Origin of the sequence: Acinetobacter sp. C13 (assembly GCF_016809775.1) — a bacterium.
In the GTDB taxonomy this organism is placed as follows: Bacteria; Pseudomonadota; Gammaproteobacteria; order Pseudomonadales; family Moraxellaceae; genus Acinetobacter; species Acinetobacter pittii.
Window position 1 is genome coordinate 252,781 of record NZ_JAFBJL010000004.1, and the last position, 14,281, is coordinate 267,061.

Consider the following 14,281-nt stretch of genomic DNA (forward strand, 5'->3'; position numbering starts at 1 on the left):
CATATTTATAAAATAATTTATATTTCGACAGAATAACGCGGCTTAGGGTTCATTTTTTAGCATGGTAACATTACATCTTGCTCAGCTTATATTTACACATGCTCAGCCTTCCTATGCGGCTCTCGACTGTATCCCAGCTATGCAGCGTAGACGTTTATCACCATTGGCTAAACTTGCTTTAAATAGTGCGATCGGAGCATTAGAAAGTAATAAGGCCGATTATATTGTTTGGGTATCAAAATATGGTGATGAGGCAAAAACGTTAAATATCTTGCAAGACGTTTTAAATGATCAAACTCCATCGCCAACACAATTTTCAACATCTGTTCATAATGCAATTTCTGGTCTCTATTCAATTTTATGTCAGGATGATACTCCCTCTACCAGCTTAAGCTGTTCATGGACTGAAGGTTTGATTGAGGCTTATGCACTTTTAAAGTTAATGCCTGAGATTAAGCGGGTCTTAGTCGTCGCTTATGATGAGCCATTACCTAATATTTATGCTGAGGCAATCAATTTTCCTGCCTATGCGATGGCTGCTGTCGTTACTCTAGAGCAACCTAATTTACAAATTACTGCGTGGACGCATACAGATGAAGCAGATGCTCCTGCTTTTGCTCATTTTTGGCAGGATGCTGACCAGTTAACATCTGCATTTGGGTGGAACAAATGCTAAATCTTAAAAATCTCAAGCAAAAAAGTAATTATTGCTGGCGTGTAGCTGCCACTGGCTTTAGTTTTGCCAGTTTTGGGGTGGGTGGTATGGCAATCGCCTCAGTGATTGCACCCGTACTCAATGCAACCACTTCTGATCCGCAAAAGCGGCAGCAACGTGCGCAAAATGTGATTAAACATAGTTTTAAAGGCTTTACCGACATGATGGTCAAACTCGGCATCATGACTTATTCGGTAGAGGGGCTAGAAAAACTACAAAATAGTCGCCAAGAGCTGGTGATTGCCAATCATCCGACTTTGATTGATGTTGTAGTACTAATTGGTATGATGCAGCAGGCTAATTGTGTCGTGAAGCAGTCTCTTTGGTCGAACCCATTTACCAAAGGACCCGTACAAAGCGCAGGCTATATTTTAAATGCAGGTTCTCAGCAGTTTGTTGAAGACTGTGTAAAGCGTCTAAAAGAAAATAATGCGGCTTCTCTTTTAATTTTTCCGGAAGGAACGCGCACTGAAAAAGGGATGACCCTAAACGAGTTCCAGCGAGGCGCGGCCAATATTGCCATTCGTGCAAATGTACCAATTCGCCCAGTAATTATTACTTGTACACCTTCAACTTTAACCAAGAATGAAAAATGGTACCACGTACCATCTCAACCATTTCATATCGAGGTCAAGGTATTAGATGCTGTGCAAGTATCAGATCTGTTAGATGATTTAACAGTAGGACCTAAACAAGTTCGTCAGTTAAGTCGTAGTTTTTATAAAATTTTTGATGAAGAGTTATCTTGAAATGAGCAATCTTGCTGATGAACTAAAGCAAATGATTATTGATGTTCTAGCACTAGAAGATATTACTATTGCCGATATTGATACAGAAGCTCCATTATTTGGAGAAGGTTTAGGATTAGACTCGATTGATGCACTTGAGTTGGGACTGGCTTTGAAAAAGCGTTACAACATTCATTTAAATGCAGAGTCGGATGAAACCAAACAGCATTTTAAGTCAATCCAGAGCTTGGTTGCTTTAGTTGAAGCACAACAGAAGTCATAAGGAGCGTGATGATGTTATCTCAAGAGCAAGTACTAACTAAACTCCGTGAATGGATGGAAGATTTGTTTGAGATTGAACCAGAGACTGTTCAACTCGATTCGAACCTTTATTCAGACCTGGATGTAGACAGTATTGATGCGGTCGATTTAGTTGTAAAAATTAAAGAGTTAACAGGCAAGCAAGTAAAGCCTGAAGACTTTAAAAATGTGAGAACCGTACTTGATGTGGTGACGGTTATTCAGAACATGACTGCTGAATGAAGTTTATTCTTAAAGGGATAATGACGGCACTTTTTGTGCTGTATCCCTTTATTGTGGGCTGGAGTTTGAGTCACGGCCAATTTGTCTGGGTGAGTGCTTTACTCATCGGGTTAGGTGTGATCAGACTTTTTAGCAAAGGCAACTCGTTATTATGGCCATTAACGGGTTTTGCTATCGTTTGCGGTAGTCTAAGTTTATTGTTACATGACCATGCTTGGCTAAAGTTATATCCAGTGGGTATGAGTCTAGGTGCATTAATTATTTTTGCGCTGACGCTCATTAAGCCGCCGTCTATGATTGAGCGCTTTGCCCGACTCGTTGAACCTGATTTACCTGCTTCTGGCGTACAGTGGACCAGACAGGTCACCAAAGTTTGGTGTGTTTTCTTTTTTTGTAATGCACTGATCGCTTTAAGCACAGTGCTTTTTACCTCAACTCAGGTTTGGGTCATTTATAATGGCTTTATTTCTTATGTGCTGATGGGCATTTTATTCCTTGGTGAATTTATTTTGCGTAAACGACATCAGCGTTTACATTCTTCAAATCATTAATTAAAAAACTATGTATTGCCATTTTCAGAAATTCATCGATTCAGCTCAGCCACTTTGTATAGACGGTACTCTAAACTCGACCAGTTTTAATCAATTTTGGCAAGATGTGGCATTACAAGCTGCTGCAATTGCTCAAATGGAAAATCTAACTTGGGCTTTATGGGAAGCAGATAGCTATGAGTTTCTGGTTTTATTCTTTGCTGCTTTGTTAGCGAAAAAACAAATACTTTTGCCACCCAATCGAGTACGTGAACTAGAACAAGATTTTGCAGCACAGCAGATTTATTTTTTAAAGCGTCAAGAAATTGGAGAGGTTGTTCCTTTATCTTTAATGTTAGACGATGCTTTTTTAGAGCAGGCTCAACTCTATTTTTATACGTCGGGTTCAACTGGAGAACCTAAAAAAATTCCAAGAACACTTAGACAATTACTTAACGAAGTCCAAGGGTTGAGTCAGAGTTTTAGCTTTGATGAACATGCAACTGCGATTGCAACAGTTAGTCATCAACATATTTATGGATTACTGTTTAAATTATTACTACCACTTGCTACAGGTCGAAGTTTTTATAATCCTCAAATGGCATTCCCTGAAGATGTGGTACAAGCCCAAAAACAATTAGAAACAATGGGGTTAAGCAATTATTTGATCTCAAGTCCTGCTTTATTAAAACGCTGGACAACCGATGTTGTTTTACAACACTGCCAGATGGTCTTTAGTTCCGGGGGCAAACTAGAAAGTGGTGTTCGCCCTTTGCTAAATCGTCCGATTATTGAAGTTTTGGGAAGTTCGGAAACTGGTGGTATTGCCCATCGCGCTAAAGATGAAGATGCTTGGACTTCATTTAGTAATGTGGCTATTCGTATTGAAGACCAACAGCTTATGGTCAAGAGTAATCATGCCTATGAGAATGACTGGATTACCACAGGTGATGGTGCGGCATGGACAGATGCAACATGTCAGACCTTTAAGCTGCTGGGGCGTACAGATCGAATTGTAAAACTTGAAGAAAAGCGTTTAAGTCTAGATGCGATCGAGCAAAGCATCCAAGCTTTAGATGTCGTAAAGCAATGCCATGTATTGGTACTTGAATATGAGCTACGCCAAATGTTGGGTTGTATTGTTGTTCTAACAGAACAAGCTCGTGAGCAGTTACAACAGCAAGGTAAGTCCGCTTTTGTCAACCATTTAAAACAGCAATTAAAAGACAGCTTGGAAACGATGGCGATTCCTCGTCAATGGCGTTTCCTTAGCCAGTTACCACAAAATACTCAGTCCAAACTCAATAAAAACTATTTGAAAACTCTATTTAAGCCTATGTTACAACCCGTGGTGCTGTCACAGTCTCAAAATTCAGATGACTACATTTGGGAGTTGGAATTTCCACCTGAATTAGCATGTTTTAAAGGGCATTTCCCAACACAACCCATTTATCCTGGGGTTGGGCAAATAGGCTTTTTACAACACTTTGCTAAATCAATTTGGTCTGATTTGAGCTGGTGTCAGGGATATGAGCAGTTAAAATTCCAAAACCTGATTCGCCCTTATGCTGTAGTACAACTCAAGTTTTCTCGAAAAGAGCATAAAGTGAGTTTTGAACTACGTGATTCAGAACAAATTCTGGCTTCAGGGCGATTATTATTTGCTTTGCAAACGGAAGTAGAGGGTTAAAAATGCAGACCAATTACGGCTTTGTTGTTCCGGTTTATAACCATCCACATTATTTAGCAGATTTAATTTCTTATCTGAACAGTTTTGGTCTACCGATTGTTTTGGTCAATGATGGCAGTGATGATGCATGTAGCCAAATTTTAAAAGGATTGGCAGAGCAATATTCTCAAATTCATCTTATTGAACATGATGTGAATAGGGGTAAGGGACAAGCCGTAATGACTGGTTTGCGTGCAGCCTATGAGCTTGGTTTAAGCCATGCATTACAACTCGATTCGGATGGTCAACACTGTTGGGATGACATTCAAAAATTTATTGAGCAGTCTCACCAGCATCCCGATGCAATGGTGATTGGTCAGCCATACTTTGATGCCTCTATTCCTAAAAAACGCTTATATGGCCGTTACATTACTCATTTTTGGGTGTGGTTAAATAGCTTATCTTTTGAAATTAAAGATAGCATGTGCGGGTTTCGCGTATATCCGCTCGAGAGCACAATCAAGGTATTGAATAGTGCTAAATTTCAGCCACGTATGGGCTTTGATAGTGAAATTTTAGTACGTTTAAAATGGGAAAATACCCCTTTTATTAATGTACCAACGCCTGTGGTTTATCCAGAGCAGGGTATTTCTCATTTTCATGCTTGGCGAGATAACTTAGGGCTAAGTAAAGCGCATGCAACTTTGTTTATGGGCATGCTGATTCGCTTACCGAAGCTATTAAAACAAAAGCTGCAAGGTTAATTATGACAGATTCAGCTTCACCAAAATGGAACGACATTAAAGAGCGAGGTGGCATGTTGCCCCTTATGCTGATGTTGTGGTTTTACCGTTTTGGTGGACGTTGGTTATGCAAGTTGGTGATGTATTTTGTCATTATGTGGTATTGGTTATTTGCAGCCACAGCAAGACAGGCTTCTTTACTCTATTTACAAAAACTGCATCATTTTGCTGGATCACAGTCGCCGTTTAACCACCAACCAAATTGGATAAATAGCTACGCGCATTTCATGCAATTTGGTGAATGTATTTTAGATAAGATTGAGGGCTGGTTAGGTAATATTCCTGAGCAAGAATTGCAAGTTTTTGGGCACGAAAACTTCTCTCAGCATTATCAAAAAGGTGCTCTGATTATTGTCTCTCACTTTGGCAATATTGAATTGCTTCGAGCCATTAAGTCAGAGCATCCACAGAAAATTAATGTGCTTGTTTACCAAAAGCATGCGACAAAATTTAATGAGTTTTTGAAAAAAATAAATGATAAGGCAGATGTGTGTCTTTTATCAGTTGATGAGCTGGGTATTGAAACCGCCATGCTGCTGCAAGACAAAATGCAGCAAGGTGAGTGGGTCATTGTAGCGGCAGATCGAGTGCCTGTGCAGTCAGATCGTGTACAGCATGTTGATTTTTTAGGGGAGTCAGCAGCTTTCCCACAAGGGGCTTGGATTTTAGCAAATTTACTCAAAGTGCCTGTTATTGCGGTGTTTTGCTATCGGGTGCAACAGCAGTTTCAAGTGCATATTCATTCAATTGCTGAGCAGGTGAGTTTACCCCGTGCTCACCGTATTGAAAGTATGCAAACCATCACTAAAACGTACGTTGCCGTACTAGAACAGCATTGTCTGCGTGCCCCTTATCAATGGTTTAATTTTTATAATTTTTGGACGAAATAACATGCGTGTGTTAACCGTAGGTGAACAACCACTGAGTATTGAAGATGTCGTTTCTGTAGCCAGAGGCGAATGTCAGGTTGCTTTACCAGAAACGTCTGAGTGGCGTGAACTAATTCAAAAAGGTGCTGATTTTCTCGATCAGCTCCTTGAAGAAGAAGGGGTTATCTACGGTGTGACCACGGGCTATGGTGACTCATGTTTGGTTGAAGTGCCATTACATCAGGTTAATGAACTACCGCTGCATCTTTCACGCTTTCATGGTTGTGGTTTAGGTGAAAATTTAGATGTCATCACTGCACGTGCAGTAGTTGTAACACGTTTATGTTCATTGGCTCGCGGTTATTCAGGCGTGTCGATAGCACTACTTGAGCGCTTGGTTTGGTTGCTGAATGAAAATGTAATTCCAGTCATTCCATCTGAAGGTTCAGTCGGGGCAAGCGGTGACTTAACACCGTTGTCTTATATTGCGGGAACGTTAGTTGGTGAGCGTGATGTCTATGTTGATGGACAAACTGTTCCAGTTGCTCAAGTCTATGCTGAAAAGAATATGCAGTCTTTAACGCTCAGACCTAAAGAAGGTTTGGCGCTCATGAACGGCACTGCGGTGATGACGGCAATTGCTTGTTTAAATTATAAAAAAGCAGAGCAGATTGCACTTGCGAGTACTTTAATTACCGCTCTAAATGTATTGGCTTTGGAAGGTAATCCAAGCCATTTTGATGAGGTTCTGTTTGCACAGAAACCTCATCCAGGACAGCAACAAATTGCCAAGCAATTACGTGACTGGCTGAACAGTGAAGTACAAACAGCACATCAAAGTCCACGCTTGCAAGATCGCTATTCATTGCGCTGCGCGCCGCATATTATTGGTGTATTTGAAGATTCGAAAGTATGGTTACGTCAGTTCATTGAAAATGAGTTGAACTCAAGTAATGACAACCCATTGATTGATCCAGTCGGTATGCGTGTATTGCATGGCGGTCATTTTTACGGTGGGCACATTGCACAAGCAATGGATAGCTTGAAAATTATGATTGCCAATATTGCTGATTTGATGGATAGACAGATTGCACAGCTAGTCGACCATAAAATGAATCATGGTTTACCACGTAATTTAACAGGCGCAACGGCTGAACGTTTACCACTGAATCATGGTTTTAAAGCGGTACAAATCGGAGTATCGGCGTGGACGGCTGAAGCTTTGAAAAACACTTTGGCAGCTTCAATTTTTTCACGTTCAACTGAATGTCATAACCAAGACAAAGTCAGCATGGGTACCATTGCTGCACGTGATGCGAGCCGTGTAATTACCTTAACACAGCAAGTCATTGCAGCGCTGTGCTGTGCGAGTGTGCAGGCGATTCATCTGAAAGGTTTAACTACACAGTTAAGTCCAACATTGCAGGCATTTATGCAATGGACCTTACAAAGCTTTGCATTTGTCGAAGAAGACCGACCATTACAAACCGAATTACAACAGATTGTTGATCGTTTAGACCAACTTGAATTGTTTAATCAACCAGAATTTATGGGATAAGGTGAGCCAATGCATGCAGATGTAATCATTGAAATTCCATTTCATGATGTCGATACCATGAATGTGGTTTGGCATGGACACTATTTAAAATATTTTGAGATTGCTCGCTGTAAATTGCTCGATCAATTTCATTATAACTATATGCAGATGAAAGAATCAGGCTATGCATGGCCTGTGATTGAAAGCCATGTTCGCTATGCATACGGTATTGAGTTTGAACAAAAGATTCGGGTTCGGGCCATTTTAAAAGAATGGGAAAACCGTTTGAAAATTGATTATTTAATTTTTGATGCTGAGTCAGGGAAACGTTTAACCAAGGGTTATACCACACAGGTGGCGGTGAATATTGAAGCGCGTGAAATGTGTTTTCAGTCGCCTCAAGTTTTGTTTGATCGTTTAAATGCATGGTCTGAGTTTCAACCGAAGAGGAATGCGTGATGTCTAAATTCATCAAAACTTTAGGTTTAGGTACTGCGATTTGGATGAGCAGTTTAAGTGCGGTCTATGCAGCGCCAACACAGATCACTCAGATTTTTCAGCAATTGTCACAGTCTCCTACGGTTCGTGCTGATTTCGAACAGCAAAAAAAATTGCCATCGTTGAATAAAACTTTTGTATCGAACGGCTCTTTGTTGTTCTCAAAATCTTATGGTGTAGCGTGGCAAATCAAACGACCTGTGCAAGCAGATTTGATCGTTACCCCAACCAAATTGGTACAGAAAACTCAGCGTACATTTAGCCAAATACAAGTTGATCAATCGCCATATAGTTCGGTCGCGACTTTATTCTTACAGCTCATGTCTGGTAATGAACAGGCCTTGGCAAAGAATTTTAATGTGGTAAGTGCGAATTATAGTCCAGTGGGTTGGAGCATGAGCTTAACTCCGAAAAGTAGCTTGTTTAAAAAGTTATTTGTGCGTGTTGATGCTCAAGGACAACAGTACGTCAACCAAATTGTGATTACCGAGAAAGCGAATAATTTAACGACTATTCGCTTTAGTCAACAGACTTCTCAACCGACGAATCTAACGGCTGCTGAGCATGCGATTTTCCAACTGGCAAAATAAGTTCACCGCGCTTTGGTTAATTGCTCTGCTACTGATCGCGGTGGGGCTTGGCGTGACGTGGCTGAATAAAGATATTCATATTCAAACTAATATTTTTGCGTTATTGCCTAAAGTTCAGCAAGACCCAGAACTTGCACGTACTCAGCAATACATGAATGAGCAACTCAACAATAAAGTATTTGTGGTGGTAGATGCCAAAGATGAAGCTGCGATACAACAAGCGACTCATTTCTTAACAGCGCAGGCCAAGCAAAGCCAGTTGTGGCAACCGCTGAAGCCACAACTTGATTTTGATCAATTTGCAAAACAGTTGTATCAACATCGAGCAGGATTGTTGAGTGCTCAAGATCAAGCCTTATTGCAAAAAAAGGATTATGCTGCGCTGACTGAACAAAGTCTGATGCAGATGATGAGTCCAGGTATGCCTGTCACTGCTGAGTCACTTAAGCAAGATCCGCTATTATTGTTCCCTCGTTATGCCATGCAGTTGGTAACCCCGTCACAGCAAGATATTGAAATGGAGCAGGGCTTTGCCACAATTCATCATGAACAAGGCATTTCTCGGCTTTTCGTATTACAGCTAACGCAAAGTCCATACAATATTGATTACCAAGAACAGACCTCTACTTGGATTGAACAAACTAAGCAAAAGCTAGCGGCAATGGGGTTAAAATCTCACTGGACTGGAACTATTTTATTTTCAAATTTTGGGACGCAATCGGCTAAGCAGGAAATCTCAACAATTGGTGTTGGCTCGACACTGGGCTTAATTTTTCTGGTTTGGTTCGGCTTTCGCTCACTGCGACCTTTGGCAACCGAGTTTATTGCAGTTTCGACTGGAAGCTTTGTGGCGTTTGCGGTCACACATTGGGTGTTTGGTGAAATTCACCTGATGACATTGGTCTTTGGTGCAAGTCTGATTGGTGTCTGTGTCGACTTTTCATTTTATTTTATGGCGATGCAATCGCAGCATAGAAAGCTTGGTGGTTTTCAAATTTTAAAACCGCTATTACCAAGTTTGTTTATGGGCTTAATGACCACATTGGTTGCTTACATCTTTTTGAGTTTTACTCCGTTTCCTGGGTTCAAGCAGATTGCGGTCTTTTCAATTGTAGGATTAACTGCGGCGTGGATCAGTAGTGTACTGCTATTACCAAGATTACCTGCACTCAATGCCCAGCCAGCAATAAAAGCACTGTCGTGGATTGGACAAGCACGGTTATGGTTTCAACAGCGTGCCAAGATACGTTATAGCTTGATTGCAATCATTTTAGCAGTAGGTACAGTTAGTCTTTTCTATCTTAAAAGTAATGATGATATTCGTAACTTACAAGGTATGGACGCGAGGTTAAAGCAGCAAGACCAAGCGGTTCGTGAGCAATTTGGTCAGCAACAAAGTAGTGATTATTTTGTGGTGCGTGCAGCATCTGCGAATGAAATGCAGCAACAAGAGCAGCAACTGATTGGACATTTGCAACAGTTACAGTCACAAGGGAAAATCAGTGCATTTCAAGCTTTAGGACAATGGATTCCACCATTAGCAGAGCAGCAAAGTAATCTACAATTATTAAGAAATATTCCAAAAGCGACTTTGCAGCAATATGCACAAAGTATGGGCCTAAATGTCACTGATGTTTTACAGTGGCAACAGCAACTAGCGGCACAACCGTTATTAGATTTTTCAGTATTTAAAGATCACCCTTTAGCTTTTTTACAACCTCAAGCCAATGAGCGATTAGTGATGGTGACAGGGGTGAAACAACCTGACGCGTTAAAGCAACTTCAGAATGAGCATATACATTTCCAGCAACCGATTACTGCGATGTCACAAATGTTTGCTGAACATCGAGTGCAGGCTCAACATCTTCTGATTTATGCCTTAATTGGTCTGGCAGTTGGTTTAGCGCTTATTTATGGATTAAGTTCGATTGTACCTTTGGTCTTGCCAGTCAGCTTGGCTTTACTAAGCACTTTTGCTGTTCAGGCATGGTTAGGTGTCGAGATTAACCTGTTTAGTATTATGGCGACTTTTCTGATTATTGGGATTGGTGTCGACTATGCAATTTTCTACCGACATGGACATGATCACCCACAAGTAGTTGGAATGGCATTATTTTTATGTATGATGTCGACCTTACTGGGCTTTGGATTACTTTCATTTAGCCATACTTACGCAATTCATTGTTTTGGGTTAACGGTTTTATTCGGGGTTATTTTCTCGTTTATCTATGCGACTTTGTTAACGCCCGCAGATGAAAAACATATTGTAAATTTACAAGACCATTCATAATTTGAATAAATTAAAAAGGAAGTTGTGCTATGAGCACTATAGAAAAAATTGACGTCGTAATTATTGGGGCTGGGCCATCAGGTAGTTCTGCTGCTGCACTTCTTCGAAAAAAGGGCTATACCGTTACGGTCATTGAAAAACAGCATTTCCCTCGTTTTTCGATTGGTGAATCATTGTTACCGCAGTCTATGGCATTTTTAGAAGAGGCTGGTTTATTAGAAACAGTCCGTGAGCATGTTGAGCAATATGCTTTTCAATTTAAAAATGGGGCAGCTTTTCTACGTGGCAAACAGCGTAGTTTTTATGACTTTACAGAAAAATTTACGGATGGTCCGGGAACAACTTGGCAAGTTCGCCGTGCAGATTTTGACAATTTGCTAGCAAAGCAGGCTCAAGTTTATGGCGCAGATATACGCTTTGGACATGAAGTCTTAGATGTTGATGTTGCATCTGAACAGCCTGTACTTACAGTAATCGATGAAGAACAACAGCGTTATCAGATTCAAACTAAATTCTTGTTAGATGCGAGTGGCTTTGGACGCATTTTGCCAAAGTTATTAGATCTAGAAAGTCCATCAAATTTTCCGGTACGACGTGCGTTGTTTACCCATATTGAAGACGGAATTACGGATGATCCAGAATTTGACCGTAATAAAATTTTAATTACTGTCCATGAAAAAGATCATCGTGCATGGTATTGGCTGATTCCATTTGCAGATGGACGAGCTTCTTTTGGTGTTGTTGCAGAGCAAGATTTTTTTGACAAATACACGGTCGAAAATGCTTCGGATAATGAACCTGAGGCAATGTTTAAGCGTATTTTGAATGATGAGCCAAGCTTGTCACATGTCTTGCGCCGTGCAAACTTTGATACACCAGTGCGCACCTTGGTTGGTTATTCAGCGAATGTAAAACACTTGGCAGACCGTAACTATGCGCTATTAGGTAATGCGGGTGAGTTTCTTGATCCAGTCTTTTCATCAGGTGTAACGATTGCTCTTAAATCTTCCAGTTTGGCGGTTCCTTTGGTTGAACGAGTTTTAGAAGGTGAGCAAGTCGACTGGTTAGAAGAATATGAAAAGCCATTACGTCGCGGTATTCAGGTATTTCGTGCCTATGTTGAGTCGTGGTACGAAGGCGAGTTCCAAGATGTGGTGTTCTCGCAAAATCAGAATGAAGGTATTCGCCGTATGATCTCATCCCTATTGGCTGGTTATGCGTGGGATGAACAAAACCCGATTCATAAAAATGCCAAACGTAGACTCACTACTTTGGCAGAATATTGTCGTGAAGGTTTGGCGCAAGAACAGGTACTTGAGGGATAACCATGCAACGCAAATGGGCAACGATATTACTCAGTAGCTTTATATTTTTAAATGGTTGTCAGGTTATGCCACATGCTAAAGGGCTGCAAAGTCCACTGTGGCAAGCTCAGACTTATCAAAGGCAAGATCAGGTTGAGGTTCAGTGGAAGCAGCAAAGTTTTAGCTTCTTGCTATATCAACAGCAAAAGGGTGCTGTACTAGATATGGTTGCTTTGAGCCTGACAGGTCAACAATTATTTAAGTTACAGTTTGATGGGCATCGGGTTCATGTTGAACAACGCATTGATCAAATGCGTTTATTGCCTTTTGAGTTTGTGGTACGTGATCTTTTGTTTGCGACATATCCTCAGTTTTCACATTTAGGGCAGCAAGCTGTAGAGATGAAACAACAAGCAGACAAGCAAGTTGTTTATATTGAAAAGCAACCTGTGTTGCAGCTTAAACAAGGGCAAGGAAGTATTGAATTGATTAATGAACAAGTCCCTTATACCATGACGCTGAGTTCGATTGAGAACACCTTGCAGACAGAAGAAAGTCCTACGCCATGAAACATTTACCTTCAGCAAATGCAACTCCAATGGCAGTAGGCATACAATTTAGTGTTGGTTTATCTGCATTAGGCTGCGAACTTAATCAAATTAAACAGGCATTACAAGAGCCGCAGCAAACCTTAACTTTGCGAGATGATTTAATCGCTGATCGTGATGTTTGGGTGGGGCAATATACGCACCCATTATGTTCGAGCGTACCTGATACCTTGCAGTCTGTAGATTCACGTAATCTACGTTTTGCCTTAACCGCATTATCTAAAATCGAAACAGAGTTAAAAGCTTATACAGCATCCTTTGAAAATAAACGTTTAGCCATTGTGGTAGGCACCTCTACTTCTGGTATTGCAGATAATGAATTATTACTTAAGCAATATTTTCAAGGGCAAACAGATCTATCGATATCACACTATCCTCAAGAAATGAGCTGTTTAGCGAAAGCATTACAGCAGTACTTAGGATGGGAAGGGCCTGCATATACGATTTCAACAGCTTGTTCTTCAAGCGCTAAAGCATTAGCCGCAGGGCAGAGATTACTTCACGCAGACTTAGCAGATGTTGTGCTGGTTGGTGGCGTCGATACCTTGTGTAAATTGACTCTAAATGGATTTAATAGTCTAGAAAGTTTATCTGCACATATTTGCCAACCCTGCGGCATAAGCCGTGATGGTATTAATATTGGTGAAGCCGCTGCGTTTTTTGTACTAAGTAAAGAACAAGCACCTGTCATGTTAATTGGGGCGGGTGAGTCCATGGATGCATGGCACATTTCCGCCCCGCATCCTGAAGGCAAAGGTGCTGCTTTAGCTATGCAACGTGCATTAGATATGGCACGTATTTCAGCTCAAGAGGTGGGTTATATTAACTTGCACGGAACTGCAACTCCACAAAATGACGCAATGGAAATTAAGGCTGTAAGACAAGTTTTTGGTGATTACCAAGTCGCTTTAAGTAGTACAAAACATAAAACTGGACATTGTCTTGGTGCAGCGGGTGCCATAGAAGCTTTCATTTGTGAACAGGTTCTAAAGGATCAAAGCTGGTTGCCTTTACATCAAAATGTTGAGATTGATCCAGATTTGGTCGACCAAAACTATGTGCAAGAAGCCGAATTAACACAGCCCATTCGTTATGTCATGAGTAATTCTTTCGCTTTTGGGGGAAGTAATATTAGTCTTGTTTTTGGAGTGAAGCCCTAATGAAACTGGATGCAATTCAATATATTCCTCATGAGCAACCGATGGTATTTATTGACCATTTAACGGATGTTGCTGAAGGGCGGGCACAAGCAGAACTCACGATTACACCAGAGCTCATGTTTTGTGAAGCGGAAGGATTGCCGACATGGGCAAGCATTGAAATTATGGCACAAACAATTAGTGCTTATTCAGGCTGGCAAGGTCAGCAGTCAAAACAAGCACCAAAAGTCGGTTTTTTATTGGGAACACGTAAATTAAATTTACCCATCCCTTATTTCTCCTTAGGTTCACGATTGATTATCCAAATAGAGCAACAATATTTTCATGAAGGACTTGGGCAATTTTCCTGTGAAATTCAATATGCTGAGCACTGCATTCAGGCAACGTTAAGTGTATTTGAACCTACAGAAACACCATTTGAATAACCACAAAGAATT

The 14,281-nt window shown here is 40.7% G+C and carries 16 protein-coding genes; all 16 read left to right on the plus strand.

Annotated features, from left to right (window positions below):
• The first annotated feature begins 61 nt into the window (after positions 1 to 61).
• Genes JGE69_RS13390 through JGE69_RS13465 form a run of 16 tightly spaced genes read left to right on the plus strand, consistent with a single transcriptional unit; the run spans position 62 to position 14,269 of the window.
• Positions 62 to 676, plus strand: coding sequence for a beta-ketoacyl synthase chain length factor (locus JGE69_RS13390; protein WP_068565133.1), 615 nt, complete (start codon positions 62 to 64; stop codon positions 674 to 676).
• Positions 661 to 1,464, plus strand: a complete 804-nt coding sequence (locus tag JGE69_RS13395; protein ID WP_080759742.1) for a lysophospholipid acyltransferase family protein — start codon at positions 661 to 663, stop codon at positions 1,462 to 1,464. Before JGE69_RS13390 ends, JGE69_RS13395 begins: the two co-directional genes overlap by 16 nt.
• A 1-nt stretch (position 1,465) precedes the next feature.
• The gene (locus JGE69_RS13400; protein WP_000067033.1) at positions 1,466 to 1,726 is read left to right on the plus strand and encodes a phosphopantetheine-binding protein; all 261 of its coding nucleotides are present in this window, start codon (positions 1,466 to 1,468) and stop codon (positions 1,724 to 1,726) included.
• Positions 1,727 to 1,731: 5 nt separating this feature from the next.
• Positions 1,732 to 1,986, plus strand: a complete 255-nt coding sequence (locus tag JGE69_RS13405) for an acyl carrier protein (protein WP_001987856.1) — start codon at positions 1,732 to 1,734, stop codon at positions 1,984 to 1,986.
• Complete coding sequence (locus JGE69_RS13410) at positions 1,983 to 2,537, plus strand: septation protein IspZ (protein ID WP_063098089.1); 555 nt, start codon at positions 1,983 to 1,985, stop codon at positions 2,535 to 2,537. Before JGE69_RS13405 ends, JGE69_RS13410 begins: the two co-directional genes overlap by 4 nt.
• 10 nt (positions 2,538 to 2,547) lie before the next feature.
• Positions 2,548 to 4,206 carry an AMP-binding protein gene (locus JGE69_RS13415; RefSeq protein ID WP_199113662.1) on the plus strand — a complete coding sequence of 553 codons (1,659 nt, stop codon included), beginning with the start codon at positions 2,548 to 2,550 and terminating at the stop codon, positions 4,204 to 4,206.
• A 2-nt stretch (positions 4,207 to 4,208) separates the two neighbouring features.
• Complete coding sequence (locus JGE69_RS13420; RefSeq protein ID WP_068565129.1) at positions 4,209 to 4,949, plus strand: glycosyltransferase family 2 protein; 741 nt, start codon at positions 4,209 to 4,211, stop codon at positions 4,947 to 4,949.
• A gap of 2 nt (positions 4,950 to 4,951) precedes the next feature.
• Positions 4,952 to 5,878: an acyltransferase gene (locus JGE69_RS13425; RefSeq protein ID WP_068565127.1), complete on the plus strand. Its 927-nt coding sequence runs from the start codon at positions 4,952 to 4,954 to the stop codon at positions 5,876 to 5,878.
• Position 5,879: 1 nt separating this feature from the next.
• Positions 5,880 to 7,415, plus strand: coding sequence for an HAL/PAL/TAL family ammonia-lyase (locus tag JGE69_RS13430; protein WP_068565125.1), 1,536 nt, complete (start codon positions 5,880 to 5,882; stop codon positions 7,413 to 7,415).
• 9 nt (positions 7,416 to 7,424) lie between these two features.
• Entirely contained in the window at positions 7,425 to 7,853 is a 429-nt protein-coding gene (locus tag JGE69_RS13435) for an acyl-CoA thioesterase (RefSeq protein ID WP_000542808.1), read from the plus strand.
• Positions 7,853 to 8,482 (plus strand): LolA family protein, encoded by a 630-nt coding sequence (locus JGE69_RS13440; protein WP_199113661.1) that lies wholly within the window; start codon positions 7,853 to 7,855, stop codon positions 8,480 to 8,482. The genes JGE69_RS13435 and JGE69_RS13440 overlap by 1 nt, the downstream gene beginning before the upstream one ends.
• The gene (locus tag JGE69_RS13445) at positions 8,457 to 10,772 is read left to right on the plus strand and encodes an MMPL family transporter (protein WP_227602433.1); all 2,316 of its coding nucleotides are present in this window, start codon (positions 8,457 to 8,459) and stop codon (positions 10,770 to 10,772) included. The genes JGE69_RS13440 and JGE69_RS13445 overlap by 26 nt, the downstream gene beginning before the upstream one ends.
• 29 nt (positions 10,773 to 10,801) lie before the next feature.
• Positions 10,802 to 12,097, plus strand: coding sequence for an NAD(P)/FAD-dependent oxidoreductase (locus JGE69_RS13450; RefSeq protein WP_199113659.1), 1,296 nt, complete (start codon positions 10,802 to 10,804; stop codon positions 12,095 to 12,097).
• A 2-nt stretch (positions 12,098 to 12,099) separates the two neighbouring features.
• Positions 12,100 to 12,645, plus strand: a complete 546-nt coding sequence (locus tag JGE69_RS13455; RefSeq protein ID WP_016142227.1) for a DUF3261 domain-containing protein — start codon at positions 12,100 to 12,102, stop codon at positions 12,643 to 12,645.
• Positions 12,642 to 13,844 (plus strand): beta-ketoacyl-[acyl-carrier-protein] synthase family protein, encoded by a 1,203-nt coding sequence (locus JGE69_RS13460; RefSeq protein WP_199113657.1) that lies wholly within the window; start codon positions 12,642 to 12,644, stop codon positions 13,842 to 13,844. Before JGE69_RS13455 ends, JGE69_RS13460 begins: the two co-directional genes overlap by 4 nt.
• On the plus strand, positions 13,844 to 14,269 hold the full coding sequence (locus tag JGE69_RS13465; RefSeq protein ID WP_039764348.1) for a 3-hydroxylacyl-ACP dehydratase: 426 nt from the start codon (positions 13,844 to 13,846) through the stop codon (positions 14,267 to 14,269). The genes JGE69_RS13460 and JGE69_RS13465 overlap by 1 nt, the downstream gene beginning before the upstream one ends.
• Positions 14,270 to 14,281 lie beyond the last annotated feature (12 nt).

Excerpts from the sequence above, each read along its gene's own strand:
- JGE69_RS13455 (WP_016142227.1), top strand. The coding sequence starts at position 12,100 with ATGCAACGCAAATGGGCAACGATATTACTCAGTAGCTTTATATTTTTA.
- JGE69_RS13450 (WP_199113659.1), top strand. The coding sequence starts at position 10,802 with ATGAGCACTATAGAAAAAATTGACGTCGTAATTATTGGGGCTGGGCCA.
- JGE69_RS13425 (WP_068565127.1), top strand. The coding sequence starts at position 4,952 with ATGACAGATTCAGCTTCACCAAAATGGAACGACATTAAAGAGCGAGGT.
- JGE69_RS13420 (WP_068565129.1), top strand. The coding sequence starts at position 4,209 with ATGCAGACCAATTACGGCTTTGTTGTTCCGGTTTATAACCATCCACAT.
- JGE69_RS13390 (WP_068565133.1), top strand. The coding sequence starts at position 62 with ATGGTAACATTACATCTTGCTCAGCTTATATTTACACATGCTCAGCCT.
- JGE69_RS13400 (WP_000067033.1), top strand. The coding sequence starts at position 1,466 with ATGAGCAATCTTGCTGATGAACTAAAGCAAATGATTATTGATGTTCTA.
- JGE69_RS13415 (WP_199113662.1), top strand. The coding sequence starts at position 2,548 with ATGTATTGCCATTTTCAGAAATTCATCGATTCAGCTCAGCCACTTTGT.
- JGE69_RS13465 (WP_039764348.1), top strand. The coding sequence starts at position 13,844 with ATGAAACTGGATGCAATTCAATATATTCCTCATGAGCAACCGATGGTA.
- JGE69_RS13440 (WP_199113661.1), top strand. The coding sequence starts at position 7,853 with ATGTCTAAATTCATCAAAACTTTAGGTTTAGGTACTGCGATTTGGATG.
- JGE69_RS13435 (WP_000542808.1), top strand. The coding sequence starts at position 7,425 with ATGCATGCAGATGTAATCATTGAAATTCCATTTCATGATGTCGATACC.
- JGE69_RS13460 (WP_199113657.1), top strand. The coding sequence starts at position 12,642 with ATGAAACATTTACCTTCAGCAAATGCAACTCCAATGGCAGTAGGCATA.
- JGE69_RS13445 (WP_227602433.1), top strand. The coding sequence starts at position 8,457 with ATGCGATTTTCCAACTGGCAAAATAAGTTCACCGCGCTTTGGTTAATT.
- JGE69_RS13410 (WP_063098089.1), top strand. The coding sequence starts at position 1,983 with ATGAAGTTTATTCTTAAAGGGATAATGACGGCACTTTTTGTGCTGTAT.
- JGE69_RS13430 (WP_068565125.1), top strand. The coding sequence starts at position 5,880 with ATGCGTGTGTTAACCGTAGGTGAACAACCACTGAGTATTGAAGATGTC.